This window comes from Pseudomonas sp. DSP3-2-3, from assembly GCF_049898225.1.
Classification (GTDB): Bacteria; Pseudomonadota; Gammaproteobacteria; order Pseudomonadales; family Pseudomonadaceae; genus Aquipseudomonas.
In genome coordinates this window covers 1-21,876 of record NZ_JAFCXH010000034.1, presented here as the reverse complement: position 1 = coordinate 21,876, position 21,876 = coordinate 1, and the positions used below count along the sequence as shown (strand labels likewise).

The window sequence follows — 21,876 nt, the reverse complement described above, 5'->3', positions numbered from 1 at the left end:
GTTCGGAACCTGCAACACCGTCTTCGCGAGCAAGCTCGCTCCCACGCAATCCCACATGCTTTCTACGCCACATCCTCCGCCCTACGCCCTGCGCTGCGCCGTCCTCCTGTGACCAGTTCAGTAAACTTGCTGGCGGTCAGCGGTCGGGCGAAGAGCCAGCCCTGGCCATAAATCACGCCTTCGCTCTGCAGCAGTTGCGCCTGGGATTCAAATTCGATGCCTTCGGCAATTACCCGCAATTGCAGTGCATGAGCCATGCGAATGATGTGCGGAGCAACGCCGCTGCTGGCCGCGTCATGGCCGAGGGCGTCGATGAAGGCCTTGTCGATTTTCAGGCAATCCACCGGAAGGGTTTGCAGATAGGCAAGGCTGCAATAGCCAGTGCCGAAATCGTCGATCAACACCTGATGGCCTTTGTCGCGCAGCCCTTGCAGGTGATTGCGCGCCACCACCACATCGATCAGCCCGCGTTCTGTGACTTCAAAGGCAATCTGCCGCGCGGCGACCCGGTGCTGGGCCAGCAGCCGAGCGGTCACTCGCCCGATTCGTGGCGCCATGACATCGCACGCCGCCAGGTTCACGGAAATATACAGCTGCGGGTTCGCGCGTAGCAGCGGGCCGAGTTGTTCGAGCAGTTGTTGCAGGACAAAGTCGGTGATCTGCCGGATCTGACCGGTGTTTTCCGCCAGCGGTATGAACAAGTCCGGACTGGTCAACGTGCCGTCGGGCCTGCGCCAGCGCACCAGGGCTTCGGCACCGACACAGAGGCGGGTATTGAGATCGAAGATCGGCTGAAATAATACCTTCAGTTCGCTGCGCCGCAGCGCGCCTTGCAATTCGCCGCCCAACGACTGGCGCTGGCGAGCCAGTTGCAATACCAGCAGGCCGATGCAGAGGGAAACCAACAGGCTGGCTGGGGCCAGCAGCCACCAGGCTCCGGCGATTTTTTCCTGCAGCCCGCTGCGTGGCGTGGTCAGCACCAGCTGGTATTCGGGGCTCTGCGTCGGCATTCGGTAAATCAGGCGCGAAGGCGTGGTGAGCAGCGTTTCATCCGTGGCGGAAGACCAGTTTTTCGCGGGCGGCCAGGATTGCTCCGGGCCGAGGACGGTGACTGCTTTGCTGCCGTGGTTGAGCACGACCAGCAAACTGCCGCCCGCTGGCAGATCGACCACGTCAGTGAGATGCCCGCGAGATGTGGTAACCCTGAAATCGCCGCGGCCCATCATCAGGGCCGCAAGGTTATCGTCCGGCTGGGCCGAGGTATTGAGCCAGTAATCGTAAGTGGGGCCGCGAATGTCCGGTTCACGCGGCGTGCCAAGCTTGCTGTTGAGCGGCCAGCTGGAGCACAGACTTTTGTCCCCGACGAACCCCGCTTCATAGATGAAGCGGTAGCTGGAGATAACCTGGCGCAGACGATCAACCATTTGCGGTGTGCAGTGGCGCAAAGGCTGTGCTTCAAGTTGGTCAAGACCGGTACGCAACTGGCCGAACAGCTGTTCAAGGCGGACCAGAAACCGCTCACCCTGAGCTTTCATTTGTTCGCTTTCATTCTGCCGGGCCTGATGAATCGCCAGGGCAAAACTTCCGCATAGCAGCAAGACCGCACTCAAAAGGGCTGCAAGCAATGCCATCAGCCAAGGGCGGTAAAGGTTCAAACGAAAGGGTATTGCCGCATCAAGCATCGGTGGGTATCCGGATGAATACCCTTCAGGTTAGCAACAAGCCAGAAAATCGCCCGATTAAATCGGCAGCCAAACGAAAATTATCATTTGGACCGGTTGAGTACCTTGAGCAGCGCGGCGGTGCGGGCGTCCGGATCACCCGTGAAGCGTTCGGGGCGATAGTGCATCTGAAAGGCCGCGAGGACGTGACGCGTGGCGACGTCCAGCTCGCCGGTCTGCGGGGTTTCATATCCCAGGCGCGCCAGTTGTTGCTGAAACCAGGAAATGCTCGGCAAAGTGTCCATCAGCGATGCCTGTTCCTGGGCAACCAGCCTTTCGTCTGGCCAGATACCCAGGCCTTCTGCAGCCAGTCGCTTCCAAGGGAACAACGGGCCTGGATCGAGCTTGCGCAGCGGCGCGATATCGCTGTGGCCGATGATGTGCCGGGGATCGATGTGATTGCGTTTGACGATATCCTTGAGGAGCACGATCAGCGCCTGAACCTGGCCTTCGGTGTAGGGGTACCAGGCGCGTCCGGTGGGTGTGTCGCTGAAACCGGGATTGACGATTTCAATGCCGATCGAGCTTGAATTGAGCCAGGTTCGGCCTTCCCACTCGCTTTCTCCAGCATGCCAGGCTCGGGCAGATTCATCGACCAGCTTGTAAATAGTCGGCGGCGTATCACCGATCAGGTAATGACTGCTGACTTCGCCATGGGTCAACAGGGACAGCGAACGCTCAAGGTTGGCGGAGGTGTAATGCACCACCACGAATTGCACGCGATTGTCGAAATTCACCGAGGCATGACTGGTGTCGAGGCGCGGCCCGCTGGTGCAGGCCGTCAGCGCGAGGAGTAACAGGGCGGGGAAAAACAGCTTCATGAACATCGGCACACGCTGGCAGTAAAAGGGTGAGCATAACGTACTGCGGCGATAACGCTTGTCGCAGTCACAATCGGTCACCCTTGTTCGATCCGGTTGCGGCCGTTTTCCTTGGCTCGATACAGCGCCTGATCGGCACGCTTGAGCGCTACATCGCTACGCTCGCCCGCGCGAAATGCGGTGACACCCATTGAAACAGTGACGGTCACCGGCTCGCCCTTGAAGTGAAACGGGCAAAGCTCGACCGCGGCGCGCAGCTCGTCGAGCAGGGTTAGCCCGGCACCGACCGCCGTTGCGGGTAGTAGCAAGACAAATTCCTCGCCGCCGAAGCGCGCAATGAAGTCGCTGCTGCGCAGGCGTTTTTTCAACACCGTCGCAATGATCTTCAGCACCCGGTCGCCCGCCAGATGGCCAAAGCCATCATTGATGCGCTTGAAGTGATCGAGGTCGAGCATGCACACCAGCAGACTGTTTTTGTTCTGCTGCCATGTGGCCATTTCCTGCTCAAGACGTTCGCCCCAGGCGGCACGGTTGGGCAGGCTGGTAAGCGGGTCGACCAGTGCTTTCTGGCGTTGTTCTTCAAGATGGCCACGGAAACCCAGGGCTTCCTGTTCCATGGTGGCAACACGGGTTGCCAGGCTTTGCAGGCGCTCGGCGACTTCCTGCTCGCGCGCATCGCGTTGCACCTGATGTTGATCCATCGTGCTCAACAGGCCTTCGAGCCGGTTCTCAAGCACGCGCTTGAGGCTGGTCAGGTCCGGGGCGTCCTGCACGCTGCTTTGCAGGCCATCGACTTGCTCGCGAAGCTGGCTGTTGAGGTCGCGGGAAGCCGACTGGTTATCGGCATAGCCCGCGCTTGCCGCCTGAAGGTTGCTTTGAAACGACTCCAGGCGCTCGTTGAGCTGCTTGAGATAGATTTCGAACTCATGCTGACCGGTATCAGTAATGGCCAGCATCAAGACGGCAAGATCATCGAGGATCGGCAGCAGTTCGTACCAGTTCAGGCCATGTTCAAGACGTTTGCGCATCGCCTCGGCCTGGGGCCGATGGTGTTCCGGAAGCGTCAGATCATTGAGCAGCCCCAGCAGCGTCTGTTCGATGTGAACGGCCACCGAGCTGTAACTGGGTTCGGGCGAGGCGGGGAGCGCAAAGCCAGCATCTTCCCCGTCAAGCACTTGCTCATCGCTGTCGCTGTCTTCTTCCTCCGGCGGCGCTTCACCCACAGCTTCAACCACAACTTCAGGCAACTGCTCGAAAGGCACAGAGGGCGTGGGCGTAAGCAGATCCTCGATCACCAGCGCCTCGACCGCTACCGCAGCGACGAGGATTGGCGGCTCACTGAGTGGCTGCGGCGCATCGAGCTGTACTGGCTGCACTGGTGATTCAGGAGCCGGTTCAAAGACTTCGGCCGCTACGGGCGATGGCGTTTCGTCAATCGGCGCTTGCGGCGTGTCAGCGGTTTCGTCTCGCTGAGCCTGAGCCGGCACAACGACAGGCGCCAATTCAGGGGCGTGATCGGGTGCGGCAACCGGTTCTACCTGATGGTTTTGCTCAGGCTGATAATGCTCTGCGGCGGGACGTTGTATGTGTTCAGCGTCAGGGATGGCGGCGTCAGTCGGGGTTTCATGGCTGCCAAACAAGCGCTGCAACAATCCGGGGCGCGACGCCTCTTCGGGCTTGTCCATCATGGTCAGCGCCTGACCTTGCAGCCCGCTCAATTCCCCCAGCAGCAGCGGCAGCTCCCGCGATTGGGAGGCGCGCTCTTCGAGATCCTTGGCGAATTTCTTCAGCGGTTTACGCACATCCTTGGGCAGCGGCAATGATTGCAATTGCGTAACCAAGGCAGTCAAAGCGCTGCTGATCTGGCTGGCGCGGACTTCCCGGCGTTGCTCGGAGTCCAGCACGGCTTTTTCAAGGCGCGGGATAAGCGCGGCCAGGCCGGCGTCCATGTCGTCCTTGCGGACGATTTCGCGCATTTCCTTCATGCACTGGTCGACCGCGCGATCCGAGCCTTCCGCCGCCAGACTGCTGCGCACCAGACCGCGTCGCAGGAGGTCGAGGCGAGCTTCCCAACGTCTTTCGAGCTTGTCTTGTTGCTCGATGCCCGTCAGGTACTTTTCTTTCCAGCGCTCCGCTTCATCGCTCATGCAATGGGCTCGCTACTGGCCGTGCTGGGTACCGGTAATGAATCCTGGGTCATGGATGCGGGCAGACGAATTTCCACGGCAACGGGAAGGTGGTCCGAGATCGGTTGAGCCAGGACCTGAACCCGTTCCAGCGTCAGGGTCGGGCTGAGCAGAATGTGATCAAGGCAACGCTGCGGTCGCCAGCTGGGGAACGTCGCTTCGATCTGCGGTGCGAGCAGGCCTAGGTCGCGCAGCGGCGAGTTTTCCAGCAAGTCCAACGCGTGAGTGTTCATGTCACCCATCAGGACTTGATGGCGATAGTCGCCGATCAACTCGCGGATATAAGCCAACTGACGGGTTCGGGTGCGTGCGCCGAGGGCCAGATGCATCATGACCACGATCAACGCATCCGCACCTTCGCCGAAACGCACCAGAATCGCGCCACGCCCGGCCGGACCCGGCAGCGGGTGATCTTCGATGGCTGTCGGTCGCAAACGGCTGAGCACGCCATTGCTGTGCTGGCCGAAGCGTCCGAGGTTGCGATTGAGCTGCTGATACCAGTAAGGGAAGGCACCGAGCTGGGCCAGGTGCTCCACTTGATTGACGTAGCCGGAGCGCAGACTGCCGCCATCGGCTTCCTGCAAGGCGACCAGATCGAAGTCGCCCAGCAGATCGCCGATTTTCTGCAGATTGCCGGCGCGGCCACCATGAGGCAGCAAATGCTGCCAGCCTCGCGTCAGGTAATGACCATAACGCTCAGTGCTGATGCCGACCTGAATGTTGAAGCTGAGCAAGCGCAGCCGACCATCGGCCGGCAAGCCGCTTTCCAGCACATGGTGTTCGTTGACCCTGGGGTCGTGTCGGCCAACGATCCGTTCCGTTCTCCAGCGCCGCATGGCAGGCGCCGCTTACCTGGCCGCTCGCTCTTTGGCGATGAGCTGATCGGCGACCTGCAGGGTTTGCTCTGCACCACCTGCGGAACCCAGGTCAAAACGGTATTTGCCGTTGACGATCATGGTCGGTACGCCAGTAACTTCGTACTTCTTGGCCAGTTCTTTGTACTGGGCGATCTTGCCCTTCACTGCGAATGAGTCGAAAGAGCTCAGGAACTTGTCCTTGTCTACGCCTTGAGTGGCCAGGAAGTCAGCCATGTCGTTTTTGTCGGTCAGACGCTTGCCGCCCTTCTGGATCGCTTCGAATACTGCGGCGTGAACCTTTTGCTCTACACCCATGGTTTCCAGGGTAATGAACAGTTGACCGTGTGCGTCCCAAGGGCCGCCGAACATCGCAGGAATGCGCACGAAGTGCACGTCAGCAGGCAGTTTTTCAACCCACGGGTTGATCGTCGGTTCAAATGCGTAGCAATGCGGGCAGCCATACCAGAACAGTTCCACGACTTCGATCTTGCCTGGCTCGGAAACCGGGACGGCGCTGCTCAGCTCGACGTACTGCTTACCTGCTTCGATAGGCTCGGCTGCTTGCGCCGTGATACCAAACAAACTGGCGGCAACCAGAGCGGCGCTGAGGATCAAATTACGCATGCTTTACTCCTGAGACAGATTTGAGTCGCCTTCAAACGACCGGCTTTGGACCGGACGGGTTGGCGCGAGTTCGCTAGTGTAACGCTGGCGACTATAAAAAAGGGCAGCCGAAGCTGCCCTTTTTCAGTTGAAAACCCGTTGGAGCGATGCTCGCCCGCAAAGAACGGTAACGCGGTGTGTCAGGCTTGCCGCATTGGTCGACTGCATTTCCCTGTGGGAGAGGACTTGTCCTCGATGGCTGCAACTTCAGCGCTGCATGTGGGTCAGGCGGATCAGGGGCGTCGGGGCTGGCTATCGAGGACAAGTCCTCTCCCACAAAGGCCCCTCACACATAGCCAGACATCCGGACCATAGAATCTCCTAAAGGATCTGCGTGCTTAATGCAGGCCCTGGATATATTGCGACAGCGCATCGATATCCTTGTTGCTCAGCTTGGCGGCGATGGAGCGCATGACCATGGTGTCGCCGTCGTTGGTACGGTCGCCTTCGCGGAAAGCGATCAGCTGTTTCTTGATGTAGTCCGCATGCTGGCCACCCAGATGAGGGAAGCCGGCCTGCGCGTTGCCGACACCGTTAGGCGAGTGGCAACCGGTGCAGGCGGGCATGCCTTGATCGAGCTTGCCGCCACGAAACAGTGCTTCACCCTGGGCAACCAGTTTTGGATCGGCAGCGCCGACACTGCCTTTCTGACTGGCGAAATAAGCCGCGATGTCGGCCAGATCCTGATCGTTGAGGGCGGTCAGCAGACCGGTCATTTCCAGGACGACGCGCTTGCCGTCCTTGATTTCGTGCAGCTGCTTGAGCAGATAACGATCACCCTGGCCTGCCAGCTTGGGGAAATTCGGGGCCATGCTGTTGCCGTCCGGGCCATGACAGGCGCCACACATGGCGGCTTTGGTCTGGCCAGCGGCAGGATTTCCAACCTCACCAGCAGCCTGCGCCGCACCGCAGATGCCCAAGGTCAACAGCAGACTCACGAGTATTTTGTTCATCAGGTAATCCAAATCGGCTAAAGGTGAAAAGTTATGTAGGAGATGACTCGCTCATCCGAAGATGAAGGTTCGCAAATCCTCGCTACTGCTGTCCTTGCACAATCCACGCGGCGGCATCGCTTTGAACTACCGGACACAGGCAACTCCAAAGCCTTCATACTTCACGAAACCTTTTCAGGTTCAAAGCGGACTGCGTTCTAATGCGCATCTTTATGTCTCGCTCAGGTTGTGATCTTGGCCCTGTTCTCAGGACAAAGCACACACAAAATCTGCGGCATTATATACTGGCGCTACTGAAACGGAAACGACACCTCTTGCCGCACCCCTTGCAGGCACCGCCCTCACCGGAAATCACATGCAACTCAAGAACCCCATCCTCGGCCTGTGCCAACAGTCCACCTTCATGCTCAGTGCTGCCAAAGTCGATCAGTGCCCTGACGACGAGGGCTTTGAAGTCGCCTTCGCCGGGCGGTCCAACGCGGGCAAATCGAGCGCGCTCAATACCCTGACTCATGCCAGTCTAGCTCGTACTTCAAAAACCCCCGGCCGAACTCAGCTGCTGAACTTCTTCAAGCTGGACGATGAGCGTCGTCTGGTCGACTTGCCGGGTTACGGCTACGCCAAGGTGCCGATCCCGCTCAAGCTGCACTGGCAGCGCCACCTGGAAGCCTATCTGGGTAGCCGCGAAAGTCTCAAGGGTCTGATTCTGATGATGGACATCCGTCATCCAATGACCGACTTCGACCTGCTGATGCTGGACTGGTCGATTGCCAGCCACATGCCGATGCACATCCTGCTGACCAAGGCCGACAAACTGACCTACGGCGCCGCGAAGAACGTGCTGCTCAAGGTTCAGGCCGACATCCGCAAGGGTTGGGGCGATGCGGTCAGTATCCAGTTGTTCTCGGCCCCCAAGCGCATGGGCCTGGAAGACGCCTATACCGTGCTGGCCGGCTGGATGGAACTGGAAGACAAGGCGCCGGCCGAGTCTGCCCAGTAAAAAACGCAGGCAAAAAAAACCCCGGACTTCGTATGGGGAGGGGAAGTCTGGGGTCTAAGTTTTCAGACCTTTAGGGTGGGGTCTGAATATCTGCCAACACTTAACACAACTAGGAGCATTGATCGGCTTCGCTGCCAATCGAGAACTCTGACTCGATTTTCACGGCTTAAGTTCCTGGCCCGCTGAAATTCTCCAGAATCGACAAGCCCCGAGCGTGCGACGCCATGTCGCACGCTTGCGGTTGCTGTTTCGATATCAGTGCGCCTCGTCCCAGTTGTTGCCGACACCTACTTCAACCAGCAGCGGCACATCCAGTTGCGCCGCACCGCTCATGTGCGGACGAATCTGCTCGCTGATCTGATCCACCAGATCCTCGCGAACCTCCAGAACCAGTTCGTCGTGCACTTGCAGGATGACCCGCGCATCCAGGCCCGACTCTTCCAGCCAGCCGTTCACCGCGACCATGGCTTTCTTGATGATGTCGGCGGCGGTGCCCTGCATCGGCGCGTTGATCGCCATGCGTTCGGCGCCTTTGCGCAGGGCCTGGTTCTTGGCGTTGATGTCCGGCAGATACAGTCGGCGGCCGAAGATGGTTTCGACGAAACCTTGCTCGGCGGCCTGGGTACGCGTGCGTTCCATGTAAGCCAGCACGCCGGGATAACGGGCGAAATAGCGGTCCACATAGGCTTGCGACTGCTTGCGGTCGACGCCGATCTGCTTGGCCAGGCCAAACGCGCTCATGCCGTAGATCAGACCGAAGTTGATCGCCTTGGCGCTGCGGCGCATGTCCGTCGTGACGCCTTCAAGCTCGACGCCGAAGACCTCGGCAGCCGTCGCCCGGTGCACATCGAGGTTGTTGCGGAACGCATGCAGCAGCCCTTCATCCTTGGCCAGGTGCGCCATGATGCGCAGTTCAATTTGCGAATAGTCCGCCGCCAGCAGCTTGTAACCTTTGGGCGCGACGAAGGCCTGACGAATCCGGCGGCCTTCGGCGGTGCGGATCGGGATGTTCTGCAGGTTTGGATCGCTGGAAGACAAGCGCCCGGTCACCGCCACCGCTTGATGGTAAGACGTGTGAATACGCCCGGTGCGCGGGTTGATCTGCTCCGGCAGGCGATCGGTGTAAGTGCTTTTCAGCTTGCTCATGGAGCGGTACTGCATCAGCACGGTCGGCAGCGGAAAACCCTGCTCGGCCAGTTCCGCCAGCACGGCTTCGGCCGTGGACGCCTGACCTTTGGCGGTTTTGCTGAGGATCGGCATGCCGAGTTTTTCGTAAAGAATCACCCCCAACTGCTTGGGCGAACCGAGGTTGAATTCTTCCCCGGCGATCTCGAATGCTTCACGCTCAAGGGCAACCATCTTGTCGCCCAGCTCCACGCTCTGGATGCCGAGTAATTTCGCATCGACCAGCGCGCCTTGGCGTTCGATACCCGCCAGAACCGGCACCAACGGCATTTCGATTTCATTAAGCACCGGCAGCAGGCTTGGAATTGCGTTGAGCTTTTCCTGCAATGCCTGATGCAGGCGCAAGGTTACGTCGGCTTCTTCTGCGGCGTATTGCGCCGCCAGTTCCAGGGAAATCTGGTCGAAGGTCAGCTGCTTCACACCCTTGCCGGCGATGGCCTGCATATTGGTGGTGGTATGGCCGAGGTATTTCAGCGCCAGGCTTTCCCGGTCATGCCGCGTCGCGGTTGAGTCCAGCACATAGGATTCGAGCATGGTGTCGTACACCAGGCCGCGCACGGTAATGCCCTGGCTCTGCTCGCCGTCGATGGCGCAGTTGGCCAGAATGTTGATGTCGAACTTGGCGTGCTGACCGACCTTGATTTTGCTCGGGTCTTCCAGCAGCGGCTTGAGCTGCTTGAGCACATGGTCGCGATCCAGCTGCTGCGGCACGCCCATGTAAGAGTGCGTCAGCGGAATATAAGCGGCTTCGTTGGACTGCACCGCGAACGACAGGCCGACCAACTGCGCACGCTGTGCATCCAGGCCGTTGCTCTGGGTGACGAAGGCGACCAGCTGGGCGGCATTGAGTTTTTTCAGCCAGCTGTCGAGCTGATCCTGTTCGAGGATGGTTTCGTATTGGGTTTCGCTCGTCGGCGGCGCTTCGGCGATGGCGACTTCCAGGCCGGCACGCTGCGCATCGCGATGCAGGTCTTCGATCCAGCTTTTGAATTCCAGCTCGGCGTACAGCTCCAGCAAGGCTTCGCGGTCCGGCTCGCCGCAGTGCAGCGCGTCGAGTTCGATGTCCAGCGGCACATCGATCTTGATGGTCGCCAGTTCGTAGGACAGGAAGGCCATAGCGCGATGCTCTTCGAGCTTGGCCGCCAGGTTTTTCGCCCCGCGAATCGGCAACGTTGCTACCACGTCAAGGTTTTCGTACAGCTCTTTCAGGCCGCCGCCGATACCCACCAGCAAGCCCACGGCAGTTTTTTCGCCAACGCCAGGAACGCCGGGAATGTTGTCGACTTTGTCACCCATCAGTGCCAGATAATCGATGATGTGCTCGGGACCGACACCGAACTTCTCCTTCACGCCAGCCACGTCCTGCACGCTACCGGTCATGGTATTGACCAAGGTAATGTGCCCGTCGACCAGCTGCGCCATGTCCTTGTCGCCGGTGGAGATAATCACCGGGCGATCTGCCGCCGCGCTGCTGCGCGCCAGCGTGCCGATCACATCGTCCGCTTCGACGCCATCGACACACAGTAATGGGTAGCCCAGGCCTTTGACGCAGGCGTGCAGCAGATCGATTTGCACCCGCAAATCATCCGGCATGCTTGGGCGATTGGCTTTGTATTCGGCGTAGAGATCGTCGCGAAATGTGCCGCCTTTGGCGTCGAAAACTACCGCGAAAGGGCTTTCCGGATATTGCCGGCGCAGGCTTTTGAGCATGTTCAGCACGCCTTTGACCGCGCCGGTGGGCAGGCCTTTGGACGTAGCAAGCGGTGGCAGCGCGTGAAAGGCGCGATACAAGTATGAAGAACCGTCCACCAGGACGAGGGGAGCTTGGCTCATGAGCAGAATCAACCTTTTCGGCGGGGTCGGCGCTAGAATGCGCGGACCATTGACGACAAAGGGACAAGGTTATCATGCGCACGACAAATCGCTTGTTGCTGGCTGGCCTGTTTGCATTCTGCCCGCTGATTGCTGTTGCTGCGGACGATGCACCGTCGGCAGATCCAGATGTAACAATCCGCACCGAAGGCGACAAGACCATCCAGGAGTACCGCCAGAACGGATTTCTGTATGCAATCAAGATTACGCCCAAGGGCGGCAAGCCTTATTTTCTGGTGCGTGCCGACGGCACTGACGCCAATTTCATTCGTTCAGACCAGCCGGATATGCTGATTCCTTCGTGGAAAATATTCGAGTGGTAACGTCCCACATTCACTTTTATTGCTGGCAGTCCTGATATGTCCGTGTTCACCCCTCTGGCTCGGCCCGAGCTGGAAACTTTTCTCGCCCCTTACGGGCTTGGCCGTCTGCGCGATTTTCAAGGCATCGCCGCCGGCAGCGAGAACACCAACTACTTCATCAGCCTGGAGCAGGGCGAATTCGTCCTGACTCTGGTCGAGCGCGGGCCGGTTCAGGATTTGCCGTTCTTCATTGAATTGCTGGATGTGCTGCACGAAGCGGACCTGCCGGTGCCTTACGCGCTGCGCACCACGGACGGCAGCGCGCTGCGCGAACTGGCGGGCAAACCGGCGCTGTTGCAGCCGCGCCTGCCGGGCAAGCACATCAGCGAGCCGAACACGCAGCATTGCGTGCAGATTGGTGAGCTGTTGGGCCATCTGCACCTGGCGACCCGCGAACACGTGCTGGAGCGCAAGACTGATCGCGGGCTGGACTGGATGCTGACTGAAGGGGCCGAACTGGTTTCCCACCTTGACCCGGCGTCGGGTCAGTTGCTGAAAGCCGCGCTGGACGAAATCGAGCGGCTCAAGCCGGGAATCATGGCGCTGCCGCGTTCAAATCTGCATGCGGATCTGTTTCGCGACAACGCGCTGTTCGAAGGCACGCACCTGACCGGGCTGATCGATTTCTATAACGCGTGTTCCGGGCCGATGCTGTATGACCTGGCTATCGCGCTGAACGACTGGTGCTCGCGGGAAGACGGTCAGATCGACCCACAACGCGCCCGCGCCATGCTCGGTGCCTACGCTACGCTGCGCCCCTTTAACTCAAGCGAAGCCGAGCTGTGGCCGACCATGTTGCGCGTCGGTTGCGTCAGGTTCTGGTTGTCGCGCCTGATTGCCGCCGAATCCAATGCCGGACAAGACGTGCTGATCCATGACCCGATGGAATTCCAGAAACGCCTGGAACAACGCCAGGAAACGCATATTCCGCTGCCGTTTGCGTTGTAGGTGACAGTGGAGGAGCGAGGCTTGCCCGCGAAATCAGACGCCTCGGTGAGCCAGATACACCGGGTTATCGTTCTTCGCGAGCAAGCTCGGCTCCAACAGGTTCAGTGATTCGCTCCAACTATGCCTGGATCAAAGCGACTCCAGGCACCCAACCAGATCATCCCCAAGTGTGCTCAGCAACAGCTCATAGCCCTGGGCGTTGATCGGGGTGTCGCTGCCCAGTGCGTCGAGTTCCGCCAGTTTAGCTGGCAGGCCTGCGGTCAGGGTTTCGGCCAGGCGTGGGCGCAAGGGCGGTTCGCTGAAGACGCAGGTCTTGCCCATTTCGGTCAGCCGCTTGCGCATGGCCGCGACGTGCTGGGCGCCCGGCTGGACTTCGGCGGCGACGCTGAACACGCCGGCATGCTTGAGGCCGTAGGCATCTTCGAAATAATCGAACGCTTCGTGAAACACGAAATACGGCTTGCCGGAAATTCCCGCGACGCGAGCCTTGATCCGCGTATCCAGCGCGTCCAGTCGCGTGCTGAAGGCCTTGGCATTGCTGCTGTAACGCGCAGCATTGGCCGGGTCCGCAGCGCTCAGGTCGCCGGCCATCTTCGCGGCGATCACCCGGGCATTGAGCGATGACAGCCACAAATGCGCGTCCAGGCTGCCGGGACGGTGATCGTGGTCGTGCTCGTCCGGGTCTTCTTCCTCATGGGAAGCACTGTCGGCGGCAAAGTGGCGTAGGCGCATGCCGGGCAGCGACTGGACATCGACAGTAGGCAACGTGCGATTTTTCAGCACGCGCGGCAGGAAGCTTTCCATGTCCGGGCCTATCCAATAGAGCAGATCCGAGTCGCGAACGCGCCGCACGTCGGATGGCCGCAAGGCGTAGTTATGCGGCGACGCTCCCGGCGGCAGCAGCACCTGCGGCGAACCAACGCCGTCCTGCACAGCGGCGGCAATCAGCTGCAATGGCTTGATGCTGGTGAGGACGCGAACCTCGGCCTGGGCCGGGGCATTTGCCAGGAAACTGGCCGATAAAGCGATAAAAAGGGCAAAAAGACGGTGCACGTGGGCCACTCATTGACGGCGGGAACAGGTAACATAATAACGTCTCTCACAAATATCGTCGCCGCTCATGCCTAAAACACCGCTGGCCAGTCGTCCCCATGATCACTCCCACTGCGTGCACACCGCGCTCGCCGAAGCCGATACGCTTTGCGCCGAGAAAGGCCTGCGTCTGACCGCATTGCGTCGTCGCGTCCTGGAATTGGTCTGGCACAGTCATAAACCCTTGGGTGCCTACGACATCCTTGCGGTCCTCAGCGAAGAAGACGGCCGCCGCGCCGCGCCGCCGACGGTTTACCGGGCGCTGGATTTCCTGCTGGAAAACGGTCTGGTGCATCGCATTGCGTCGCTTAACGCCTTCACCGGCTGCAACCACCCGACCCACGCGCATCAGGGTCAGTTCCTGATTTGCCGGGAATGCCACGCCGCCATCGAGCTGCAGCATCCGGCCATCAGTGATGCCGTCATTGCCGCCGCTGCCGAAGTCGGCTTCGCGGTGGAAGGCCAGACCGTGGAAATCGTCGGTATCTGTTCCGGCTGCAAGGCAGCCTGATGAGCAATGCACTGATCACCCTTGAGCAGGTGCGCGTCACGCTGTCCGGGCAGAATGTGCTGGAAAACATCCAGCTGAGCGTCAAACCGGGTGAAATCGTCACCCTGATCGGCCCCAATGGCGCGGGCAAGACCACCCTGGTGCGCGCAGTTCTTGGCTTGCTCACCCCGGATTCCGGCACGGTCTGGCGCAAACCGAAACTGCGCGTCGGCTACATGCCGCAAAAGTTGCACATCGACGCGACATTACCGCTGTCGGTGCTGCGCTTCTTGCGCCTGGTGCCGGGTGTGGATCGCGCGGCAGCCCTTGCCGCGTTGGCCGAAGTCGGTGCCGAAAAAGTCATCGACAGCCCATTGCAGAGTGTTTCCGGCGGGGAAATGCAGCGCGTGCTGCTCGCCCGGGCGTTGTTGCGCGAGCCGGAATTGCTGGTGCTGGACGAGCCGGTGCAAGGCGTCGACGTTGCCGGCCAGGCCGAGCTCTACAGCCTGATTACCCGATTGCGGGATCGTCACGGCTGCGGCGTGTTGATGGTTTCCCACGATCTGCATCTGGTGATGAGCACCACCGATCAAGTGGTGTGCCTGAATCGCCACGTGTGCTGCTCCGGCCATCCGGAGCAAGTCAGTCATGACCCGGCGTTCGTCGAGCTGTTCGGCAAAAACGCTCAGAGTCTGGCGATTTATCACCACCATCACGACCACGCCCATGATCTACATGGCGAAGTCGTGGCGGAAGCTGCCGATCCTGCGACTCATACCCATAACCATGTCCATGGAGATAGCTGCAAGCATGGCTGATTTTCTACTGTATGCCTTGCTTGCCGGTCTGGCGCTGGCGCTGGTGGCCGGGCCTTTGGGCTCGTTCGTAGTCTGGCGGCGCATGGCTTATTTTGGCGATACGTTGTCCCACGCGGCATTGCTGGGCGTTGCCTTGGGCTTTCTGCTGGATGTCAGCCCGACCATCGCAGTGACTGTCGGCTGTCTGCTGCTGGCAATCTTGCTGGTGACCCTGCAACAGCGTCAGCCGCTGGCGTCGGACACGCTGCTGGGCATTCTGGCGCCAAGTACGTTGTCGCTGGGCCTGGTGGTGCTGAGCTTCATGCACGACGTGCGCATCGATCTGATGGCTTATCTGTTCGGCGATCTGCTGGCGATCAGCCCGACGGATCTGGCCTGGATTCTTGGCGGCGCGGCGGCGGTGCTGGTGTTGATCATCGCGCTGTGGCGGCCGTTGCTGGCAATTACCGTGCATGAAGAGCTGGCCAAAGTCGAAGGTTTGCCCGTGGCGGCGCTGCGCATGACCTTGATGCTGCTGATTGCGGTGGTCATTGCCGTGGCAATGAAGATTGTCGGTGTGTTGCTCATCACTTCACTGCTGATCATTCCGGCCGCTGCGGCACAGCGTCACGCCCGCTCGCCGGAGCAGATGGCACTGGGCGCAAGCGTGCTGGGCGTGGCTGCGGTGTGTATTGGATTGTCCATGTCATGGTTCAAGGACACCCCCGCCGGACCCTCGATTGTGGTGTCGGCAGCAGCGCTGTTTCTGCTGAGTTTTGTTCTACCCAAGCGGGCGGTGTAGACTTGCTCGTTTTTTGCGCAATTAGAGAATCGCAGGAATGAAGCCGTTTGCATCCCGTTATCTGCTGCTTGCCGCATTTTCCATCCTGTTGGGTGCCTGTCAGAGTGCGCCCACGGTTGAGGTGCCCGCGCCCGCGACACCTCCCGACGCCTTTGCGCAGCTGGAGCAAAGCATCGCCGGCAATGAATTGGCGACCGCCGAAGATCAGCTGGCTGCGCTGCAGACTGCGGCGCCCACGGATATCCGTCTGGAGCAGTTTCAGCGGCGTCTGGCCGAGGCTTATCTGAGCCGCAGCCAGATCGTGCTGCAAAAGGGTGACGTCAATGCTGCCGCAACGGCGCTAAGCCGCGCACGTGCGCTGATGCCCAAGGCTCCGGCGCTGACCAGTGGCGTCAACGGCGCCATTGCTCACGCGCGTAAAGCCGAGCTCGATAAAGCCGAAGCCGATCTGAAAGCAGCCGAAGCCAAGCGCATTGCCAAGCTCGTTGACCCGACCGCCGAAAGCACGACCATCGCATTGAAAATTGACGATATGGTGCAACTGCGTCGCCAACTGGATGCCATCGCCGCTGATACAGTCGCTTTCAATTGTGATGTGGTGCTGCAAGTACCGCGCACCGAAGACTACCCATGGCTGGCCACGTTGCTGACCAAACGGGTAAACAAGATCAATCCGGATTTCGAGCTGGATCTGCGCCGCGTGATCGAGCGCAATGAGAAGGCTCAGATCGTGCTCAAGCCTGCTCAGTTGTAAAGAACGACAAATAAGTGGGAGCGAGCTTGCTCGCGAAGGTGTATCAGCCAGTAGATAGCCGGCGGATGTACAGATGCCTTCGCGATCAAGCTCGCTCCCACAATACTTACAGCCTTAAGCCGGAATTGCCTTGGCCTTAGGCTCGCGAGCCCAGACCCGATGCTGGGCAATCGCGTCAAAGAACGTCTTGAACGACGCGCTATCCGTGACTTCCAGCAAACCGGCATCCAGATCCAGATGCAGCAATGTCACCAATTCCTTGGCTTCGCCGCTGAACGAAATGGCCTTGAGGTGCTTGTAGGCTTCCAGTACGTAGTGCAGCGCCACGCCGTCGCCGCTCAGTGCCTTGACCGAAGCGGCACCGCCCGGAATGAACACCGCGTCAAACGCAACCGAAGGCAGACCTTCCATTGACGCGTCCACGGCCAGAGTCGCGCCGCCAGCGGTTTTCACCGGCGCCGAAGTCGGGCCCAGCACTTTGCAATGTGCACCTTGCGCTTCCAGCGCGGCCTTCATCGCAGCCACCGCTTTGTCGTCGACGCCATTGGCGACCAGAATTGCCACTTTGCGCGAAACAATGTCCCCGGAAAGCAGGTTGGCCTGGCTCAGCAGCGGCGATTCCTTGATGGAAGTCGATTTGGCGGGCACGGTTCCGGCTTTCGGTGCTGGCAGGCCCAGATTCGCGGCAACGCGGCTGGCCAGTTCCAGATCGATGTTGGCCAGGATTTCATTCACCTGACGCGCACGGATGTGTTCGCGCTCGACTTTGCCCAGCTCAAAGCTGTACGCGGCGATTATGTGCTCTTTCTCATGGTGGCTCATGCTGTTGAAAAACAGCGTTGCCTGAGAGAAGTGATCGCCGAACGATTCGCTGCGCTCACGTACTTTGTGCGCTTCAACACGCTCGTGATACGTCTCGAAGCCGCCATCTACCGGGCCAGCCGGGGTTTCTTTCGGCCAGCCGCCGTCAATCGAATTCGGCTCGTAAGCTGCGCGGCCTTTGTCGATCGTCGTGCGGTGCTGCGCATCACGTTGACCATTGTGATTGGGTGCAACCGGACGGTTGATCGGGATTTCGTGGAAGTTCGGCCCGCCGAGACGGCTGATCTGCGTGTCGGTGTAGGAAAACAGGCGACCTTGCAGCAGCGGATCGTTGGAGAAGTCGATGCCGGGCACGATGTGGCCTGGGCAGAACGCGACTTGCTCGGTTTCTGCAAAGAAGTTGTCGGGGTTGCGGTTGAGCACCATTTTGCCCAGCGGCGTGACCGGTACCAGCTCTTCAGGGATGATTTTGGTCGGATCCAGCAGGTCGACGTCGAACTTGTGCTCGTCTTCCTCGGCCACGATCTGCACGCCCAGCTCCCATTCAGGGTAATCACCGGTTTCGATGGATTCCCACAGGTCGCGGCGGTGGAAATCCGTGTCCTTGCCGGCGAGTTTCTGCGCTTCGTCCCAGACCAGCGAACAGGTGCCGAACTTCGGTTTCCAGTGGAACTTGACGAAGCTCGACTTGCCGTCGGCGTTGATCATGCGGAACGTGTGTACACCGAAGCCTTGCATGGTGCGCAGGCTTTTCGGGATGGCGCGGTCGGACATGGTCCAGAGCACCATGTGCGCGGATTCCGGCACCAGCGAAACAAAATCCCAGAACGTGTCGTGAGCAGAACCGCCGGTGGGGATTTCGTTATGCGGCTCGGGTTTCACGGCGTGAACAAAGTCCGGAAACTTGATCGCGTCCTGAATGAAAAACACCGGCATGTTGTTGCCGACCAGATCGTAGTTGCCTTCGCCGGTATAGAACTTGACTGAGAAACCACGCACGTCACGGACCGTATCGCCTGAACCGCGCGGGCCTTGTACGGTAGAGAAGCGTGCGAATACCGGGGTTTTCTTGCCCGGATCGCGCAGAAATTCGGCCTTGCTCAGCGCTGAGTGATTTTCATAGGTCTGGAAATAACCGTGAGCGCCGGTACCACGAGCATGGACGATACGCTCCGGGATGCGCTCGTGGTCGAAGTGGGTGATCTTCTCGCGCATGATGAAATCTTCAAGCAGCGATGGACCACGCGCGCCCACTTTCAGCGTGTTCTGGTTATCGGAAACTTTCACGCCCTGATTGGTGCGCAGTGCCTGATTGGTGGCGTCGGAGCGAAACTGTTCGAGGCTCTCGAGCTTTTCGTTGGTATTGCCCCGGTCGAGCGTGTCGGTGCCGGCCAGGTCACTTTTGGTGCTGGGTGCAATGGGTGTCTTGTTAGTAGCCATCAGGCAAAAACTCCTCGGTTCAGAATGGCCCGTATGCTCGATTCGGCAGGGCTCAAACAAGCGGCACTCCCCCGCACGGTTCAGGGGGAAGTCGCGGTGCTCATTTAGTGACCGGGGAGAAAATCAGCCGTTCCGTGAATTTTTCAATCTTCGGTTGGCCGGTATCGAGTGGGTCGCGCTCCAGCCGCGCCGTTTTTACGAAACCATTGATCGCCTTATTCCAATTTGGCAGGGTGCTTATGAAATAAATGCTAAATACCTCCCGGCGGACAGGCTAAAATGCGCGCCCGGCTTATCCAGCCGCTGCGAAGCAGCCCGTGCGCGTCCTGCCACTGCGCTGATTTTTTACCGCGCCCCCACAAGGTTCGCTACGTGATCGAGTTTCATAACGTCCACAAAACCTATCGGGTGGCAGGCAAGGAAATTCCGGCCCTGCACCCCACCAGCCTGCGCGTCGAAGACGGCCAGGTGTTCGGCCTCATCGGCCATTCCGGCGCGGGCAAAAGCACCTTGCTGCGCCTGATCAATCGCCTGGAAACCCCGAGCGGCGGGCAGATCATTGTCGATGACGAAGACGTCACGGCACTGGATGCCAACGGCTTGCGACGCTTTCGTCAGCAGGTCGGGATGATCTTCCAGCACTTCAACCTGCTGGCGTCCAAGACCGTGGCCGACAACGTTGCCATGCCGCTGACGCTGGCGGGCGACATGTCCCGCAGCCAGATCAACCAGCGCGTGGCCGAATTGCTGGAGCGCGTCGGCTTGTCCGATCACGCGAAGAAATATCCGTCGCAGCTGTCCGGCGGCCAGAAACAACGCGTCGGCATCGCCCGCGCCCTGGCCACCAAGCCGAAAATCCTGCTCTGTGACGAAGCCACCAGTGCGCTGGACCCGCAAACCACGGCGTCGGTCCTGCAACTGCTGGCGGAGATCAATCGCGAGTTGAAGCTGACCATCGTCCTGATCACCCACGAGATGGATGTGATTCGTCGCGTCTGCGATCACGTGGCGGTGATGGATGCCGGTGTGATCGTCGAGCAAGGCACCGTTGCTGATGTGTTCCTGCATCCACAGCACGCGACTACCAAGCGCTTTGTTCAGGAACATGAGCAGATCGACGAAAGCGAACAGCGCGATGACTTCGCCCACGTCGAAGGCCGCATCGTGCGCCTGACGTTCCAGGGCCAGGCGACTTATGCGCCGCTGCTGGGCACTGTCGCCCGGGAAACCGGCGTCGACTACAGCATCCTCGCCGGTCGTATCGACCGCATCAAAGACACCCCTTACGGGCAACTGACGCTGGCGATTACTGGCGGCGACATGGACGCCGCATTCGCGCGCTTCACCGCTGCGGATGTCGACATGGAGGTGCTGCGCTGATGCAAGCTTTCATCGAACTGTTTTCCAACGTTGACTGGCAGGAAATCTGGATTGCCACCGGCGATACCTTGAACATGCTGTTGGTTTCGCTGGGCTTCACGGTGCTGTTCGGCCTGCCGCTGGGCGTGCTGCTGTTCCTCACTTCGCCGCGTCAGTTGCTGGAAAACAAGCCGCTGTATTCGGTGCTGTCGGTGGTGGTCAATCTGCTGCGCGCCTTGCCGTTCATCATTCTGCTGATCGTCATGATGCCGCTGACGCAAATCATCACCGGCACTTCACTGGGAATCCTCGGCACCTTGCCGCCGCTGATCGCCGGAGCCACGCCGTTCTTTGCGCGACTGGTCGAGACTGCGCTGCGTGAAGTCGACAAAGGCATCATTGAAGCGACCCAGGCCATGGGCGCCACCACGCGGCAGATCATCGTCAAGGCGCTGCTGCCTGAAGCGCGCCCCGGCATTCTTGCGGCGATTACTGTGACCGCGATTGCGTTGGTATCGTTTACTGCAATGGCCGGTGCCGTGGGCGCTGGCGGCTTGGGTGATCTGGCGATTCGCTACGGTTACCAGCGTTTCCAGAACGATGTGATGTTCGTGACGGTCGTATTGCTGTTGGTGCTGGTGCAGATCCTGCAAACCATCGGCGACAAACTGGTCGCGCACTACACACACCGCTAATTGAATTGGCTGGTTTTTAACCAGCAAAGGCCCGCCACACGGCGGGCACTCAAGGGAGTTGATCCATGAAAAAGCTGTTGGCCGTATTTGCCGCTGTTGCCGCGTTGTCCGCGCACGCCGATGAAACCCTGACCGTCGCCGCCAGTGCCGTGCCCCACGCCGAGATTCTCGAGTTCGTGAAACCGACGCTGGCCAAAGAAGGCGTGGACCTGCAGATCAAGGTCTTCAACGATTATGTGCAGCCCAACCTGCAGGTTGCGGAAAAGCGCATGGACGCCAACTTCTTCCAGCACCAGCCGTATCTGGATGAGTTCAACAAAGGCAAAGGCACTGATCTGGTCAGCGTCGGCAAGGTTCACGTCGAACCGTTCGGTGCGTACTCGGACAAACTCAAATCCCTGGCCGAGCTGCCGGATGGCGCCAACGTCGCGATTCCCAACGATGCCACCAACGAAGGCCGTGCGTTCCTGCTGTTGGCCAAGGCTGGCCTGATCACGTTGAAGGACCCGACCAGCATTCTGGCGACGCCGAAAGACGTGCTGCAAAACCCGAAAAACCTCAAGTTTCGCGAACTGGAAGCGGCAACCCTGCCTCGGGTGCTGACTCAGGTTGACCTGGCGTTGATCAACACCAACTACGCGCTGTCGGCCAAGCTTGATCCAACCAAGGACGCGTTGATCATCGAAGGTGCCGAATCGCCTTACGCCAACATCCTGGTGACCCGCACCGAGAACAAGGACGCCGACGCAGTCAAGAAACTCGTCGCCGCCTTGCAGAGCCCGGAAGTGAAAGCGTTCATTCTTGAGAAGTACAAAGGCGCTGTGGTTCCAGCGTTCTGATTTGAATCCAGCAGACACGTGGGACCGGCTTTAGCCGGGAAGGCGTTATTGGGCTCTACCCAAGAACATCATCCTCGCGGCTAAAGCCGCTCCTAAAGCCGCTCCTATGTATGGACTCGCCCACACTTTCAACCTGCTTTTGAACACTGCTACCCGGTTGCATCTATGTATAAGGCCTATTCGAGGAAGCATCATCGGCTTCTGGCCAACATTGGGTG

At 59.6% G+C, this 21,876-nt stretch carries 19 protein-coding genes; 10 read left to right on the top strand and 9 right to left on the bottom strand.

The genetic code is table 11. The features are described 5' to 3' along the window. Positions 1 to 62: 62 nt before the first annotated feature. The 6 genes from ACP7E4_RS26425 to ACP7E4_RS26400 all read right to left on the bottom strand — a co-directional run bounded on the left by ACP7E4_RS26425 (position 63) and on the right by ACP7E4_RS26400 (position 7,201). Positions 63 to 1,682 carry an EAL domain-containing protein gene (locus ACP7E4_RS26425; RefSeq protein ID WP_426118709.1) on the bottom strand — a complete coding sequence of 540 codons (1,620 nt, stop codon included), beginning with the start codon at positions 1,680 to 1,682 and terminating at the stop codon, positions 63 to 65. An 83-nt stretch (positions 1,683 to 1,765) separates the two neighbouring features. Further along, entirely contained in the window at positions 1,766 to 2,542 is a 777-nt protein-coding gene (locus tag ACP7E4_RS26420) for an N-acetylmuramoyl-L-alanine amidase (RefSeq protein ID WP_426118747.1), read from the bottom strand. A 77-nt stretch (positions 2,543 to 2,619) separates the two neighbouring features. Further along, positions 2,620 to 4,689 carry a diguanylate cyclase gene (locus ACP7E4_RS26415; RefSeq protein WP_426118707.1) on the bottom strand — a complete coding sequence of 690 codons (2,070 nt, stop codon included), beginning with the start codon at positions 4,687 to 4,689 and terminating at the stop codon, positions 2,620 to 2,622. Then, positions 4,686 to 5,564 (bottom strand): endonuclease/exonuclease/phosphatase family protein, encoded by an 879-nt coding sequence (locus ACP7E4_RS26410; RefSeq protein ID WP_426118705.1) that lies wholly within the window; start codon positions 5,562 to 5,564, stop codon positions 4,686 to 4,688. Before ACP7E4_RS26410 ends, ACP7E4_RS26415 begins: the two co-directional genes overlap by 4 nt. Positions 5,565 to 5,576: 12 nt before the next feature. Further along, on the bottom strand, positions 5,577 to 6,209 hold the full coding sequence (locus ACP7E4_RS26405; RefSeq protein WP_426118704.1) for a thiol:disulfide interchange protein DsbA/DsbL: 633 nt from the start codon (positions 6,207 to 6,209) through the stop codon (positions 5,577 to 5,579). 377 nt (positions 6,210 to 6,586) lie between these two features. After that, the gene (locus ACP7E4_RS26400; protein WP_426118703.1) at positions 6,587 to 7,201 is read right to left on the bottom strand and encodes a c-type cytochrome; all 615 of its coding nucleotides are present in this window, start codon (positions 7,199 to 7,201) and stop codon (positions 6,587 to 6,589) included. A gap of 355 nt (positions 7,202 to 7,556) precedes the next feature. Between ACP7E4_RS26400 and yihA the strand changes: the two genes are divergently transcribed. Next, on the top strand, positions 7,557 to 8,201 hold the full coding sequence (gene yihA / locus ACP7E4_RS26395; RefSeq protein WP_331149897.1) for a ribosome biogenesis GTP-binding protein YihA/YsxC: 645 nt from the start codon (positions 7,557 to 7,559) through the stop codon (positions 8,199 to 8,201). Between the two features lie 255 nt (positions 8,202 to 8,456). Here the strand turns inward: yihA and polA are convergent, their stop codons facing one another. Next, the gene (gene polA, locus ACP7E4_RS26390; protein ID WP_426118702.1) at positions 8,457 to 11,219 is read right to left on the bottom strand and encodes a DNA polymerase I; all 2,763 of its coding nucleotides are present in this window, start codon (positions 11,217 to 11,219) and stop codon (positions 8,457 to 8,459) included. A gap of 74 nt (positions 11,220 to 11,293) precedes the next feature. On the opposite strand from polA, the gene ACP7E4_RS26385 reads away from it, so the two are divergent. Together ACP7E4_RS26385 and ACP7E4_RS26380 are read left to right on the top strand one after the other, a co-directional pair. Then, positions 11,294 to 11,581 (top strand): DUF2782 domain-containing protein, encoded by a 288-nt coding sequence (locus ACP7E4_RS26385; RefSeq protein ID WP_020293359.1) that lies wholly within the window; start codon positions 11,294 to 11,296, stop codon positions 11,579 to 11,581. 36 nt (positions 11,582 to 11,617) lie between these two features. Further along, positions 11,618 to 12,568 carry a homoserine kinase gene (locus tag ACP7E4_RS26380; RefSeq protein ID WP_426118701.1) on the top strand — a complete coding sequence of 317 codons (951 nt, stop codon included), beginning with the start codon at positions 11,618 to 11,620 and terminating at the stop codon, positions 12,566 to 12,568. Positions 12,569 to 12,697: 129 nt separating this feature from the next. On the opposite strand, the gene ACP7E4_RS26375 is transcribed toward ACP7E4_RS26380, so the two are convergent. Further along, positions 12,698 to 13,621, bottom strand: a complete 924-nt coding sequence (locus ACP7E4_RS26375; RefSeq protein WP_426118699.1) for a zinc ABC transporter substrate-binding protein — start codon at positions 13,619 to 13,621, stop codon at positions 12,698 to 12,700. A 67-nt stretch (positions 13,622 to 13,688) separates the two neighbouring features. On the opposite strand from ACP7E4_RS26375, the gene ACP7E4_RS26370 reads away from it, so the two are divergent. The 4 genes from ACP7E4_RS26370 to ACP7E4_RS26355 are packed head-to-tail and all read left to right on the top strand — an operon-like array spanning position 13,689 to position 16,503. Further along, positions 13,689 to 14,171 carry a Fur family transcriptional regulator gene (locus ACP7E4_RS26370; protein ID WP_426118698.1) on the top strand — a complete coding sequence of 161 codons (483 nt, stop codon included), beginning with the start codon at positions 13,689 to 13,691 and terminating at the stop codon, positions 14,169 to 14,171. Then, positions 14,171 to 14,968: a zinc ABC transporter ATP-binding protein ZnuC gene (znuC, locus tag ACP7E4_RS26365; protein ID WP_426118696.1), complete on the top strand. Its 798-nt coding sequence runs from the start codon at positions 14,171 to 14,173 to the stop codon at positions 14,966 to 14,968. The genes ACP7E4_RS26370 and znuC overlap by 1 nt, the downstream gene beginning before the upstream one ends. After that, the gene (gene znuB / locus ACP7E4_RS26360) at positions 14,961 to 15,749 is read left to right on the top strand and encodes a zinc ABC transporter permease subunit ZnuB (RefSeq protein WP_426118695.1); all 789 of its coding nucleotides are present in this window, start codon (positions 14,961 to 14,963) and stop codon (positions 15,747 to 15,749) included. Before znuC ends, znuB begins: the two co-directional genes overlap by 8 nt. A gap of 37 nt (positions 15,750 to 15,786) precedes the next feature. Beyond that, a complete protein-coding gene (locus ACP7E4_RS26355) occupies positions 15,787 to 16,503 on the top strand; it encodes a PA5502 family lipoprotein (RefSeq protein WP_426118694.1) in 717 nt (238 codons plus the stop codon). Positions 16,504 to 16,617: 114 nt separating this feature from the next. On the opposite strand, the gene katE is transcribed toward ACP7E4_RS26355, so the two are convergent. Continuing rightward, entirely contained in the window at positions 16,618 to 18,765 is a 2,148-nt protein-coding gene (katE, locus tag ACP7E4_RS26350; RefSeq protein ID WP_426118693.1) for a catalase HPII, read from the bottom strand. Between the two features lie 372 nt (positions 18,766 to 19,137). Between katE and ACP7E4_RS26345 the strand changes: the two genes are divergently transcribed. From ACP7E4_RS26345 to ACP7E4_RS26335, 3 genes are all read left to right on the top strand, one after another. Further along, positions 19,138 to 20,145 (top strand): methionine ABC transporter ATP-binding protein, encoded by a 1,008-nt coding sequence (locus ACP7E4_RS26345; RefSeq protein ID WP_426118692.1) that lies wholly within the window; start codon positions 19,138 to 19,140, stop codon positions 20,143 to 20,145. Then, positions 20,145 to 20,819 (top strand): methionine ABC transporter permease, encoded by a 675-nt coding sequence (locus ACP7E4_RS26340; protein WP_426118691.1) that lies wholly within the window; start codon positions 20,145 to 20,147, stop codon positions 20,817 to 20,819. Before ACP7E4_RS26345 ends, ACP7E4_RS26340 begins: the two co-directional genes overlap by 1 nt. Before the next feature lie 65 nt (positions 20,820 to 20,884). After that, a complete protein-coding gene (locus tag ACP7E4_RS26335; RefSeq protein ID WP_331149907.1) occupies positions 20,885 to 21,658 on the top strand; it encodes a MetQ/NlpA family ABC transporter substrate-binding protein in 774 nt (257 codons plus the stop codon). The last annotated feature ends 218 nt before the right edge of the window (positions 21,659 to 21,876 follow it).